The organism is Campylobacter sp. BCW_6465 (assembly GCF_001762815.1).
GTDB classification, from domain to species: Bacteria; Campylobacterota; Campylobacteria; order Campylobacterales; family Campylobacteraceae; genus Campylobacter_D; species Campylobacter_D jejuni.
In genome coordinates this window covers 1-1,636 of sequence record NZ_MJXN01000033.1, presented here as the reverse complement: position 1 = coordinate 1,636, position 1,636 = coordinate 1, and the positions used below count along the sequence as shown (strand labels likewise).

1 pseudogene is annotated in these 1,636 nt (G+C 33.7%); it reads left to right on the top strand.

Features of this window, described 5'->3' with window-relative positions:
* A pseudogene (locus tag AJ886_RS10445) lies at positions 1-1,636 on the top strand (hypothetical protein); the annotation flags it as partial.

The following is a 1,636-nucleotide window of genomic DNA, read 5'->3' as shown; positions in this document are numbered from 1 at the left end:
CAGGTGGAACTTTAGGTAGTATAGGCAATACAGATAGAATCATCTATGCTCATGCTAGTGGTAGCAATATCCTCACTCTTACCAATCTTACCAATCATGGAACTATTAACGGTAAGGTAGCTGTAGAACATGATAACAATTTTAAAGGAACCATCACTGTTAACACCTTTGAAAATACAGGTCAAATCAATGGTCAAATTTACATGGGAATTTGGGGAGGTAACTCAGGAACTCTCACTGTGGATAAATTCGAAAATAGTGGGACTATAACAGCTTCCAACAATGATCAAGGAGTTTTTTTCCAAGGCCTTGCTAATAACAAATCTACGATTAATAATTTTAACAATACTGGAGTTATAAGTTCAACAAATAAAGAAGCTGTCCGGTTTACTCATACTAATGTACAAACTTTCACTAATAACGGTTCAATAAACAGCGGTGGTGGAAGTGGTGTAAACCTCTCCAGTGCTACTATAGAAAATTTTAAAAATACTAAAACTATAAAAACTAGTGGAACAGCAGAACCAAATGAATCATTCGCTGGTTTATATGCGAGTTCTGGGGTTAATCTTTATAGCTCTACTATAAAAACTTTTGACAATTCGGGTTTCATTTCAGGTAAAGTAGGTGTAAATTTGTCAAATGGCATCATAGATAATTTTAAAAACACTGGTACTATAGAAGGAACATCTGGAGCCAATAAATTAGCAGGAGCTATAAATATACAAAGTGTTTATAGTAGCGGCTCCACTATTAAAAATTTTGAAAACACAGGTCTAATCAAAAATCAAAACGCTAATGCTATCTTCATAGGTGATGGCAACAAGATAGAAACCCTTACAAATAAAGGAACTATAGAAGCAGGCAACAATGGTATAACTTTTTATGCATTTGATACAAATAAAAAGCCCGTTAATATTGGTAAAATCACTATAGAAAAAGGTGGTGTTATTAAAGCAGGCAATGATGCAATCCATATAGATGGAAGTAAAAATGGTATTGAGGGTGAAGGCATTGAAGTTAAAGCAGGGGGTAGATTAGAAGGTGGTAATGCAGGTATTTATATAGGTGGCGGTAAGCAAGTAAATACTAGCATCAATGTATCTGGAACTATCCAAGGTGGTAATGGGGGTATTATAAATACTGGAACCATTGGAAAAGAAGGACAAGAAAAACAAGAATACGGAATCACTATTGAAAATGAAGGTCTTATTGCTTCTGCAAAAGGAAGTGGTATTTTAAATACTGACAATGGAATTATTTATGGTAATATCTTCAATAGAAGTAATAATAATTTAAGTTTAAAAAATGATTCTGATGCGACTATTACAAGTGGTATTAAAAATGAAGGTGGTGGAACCATCTTTGTTAATAACCAAGGAACCATAGATAAAGATAATAGTGGCAATCATTTAACTAATAGCGGATCTGGTAGCATAGTCATAGAAGATTGGCTTGTTACTACAGATAAAGATACAGGTAAATTAGACACTATAATTGTAGGTGGAAATGGAAATGTAAGTGCTGATAAAATCACTATAGATGAGGGTAATCTCGATCTAGGACAACTTGATAATATAAACAATATCATCTCAGGTGTTAATCAAGGCAATATTGGCAATATAGGAACCAATGG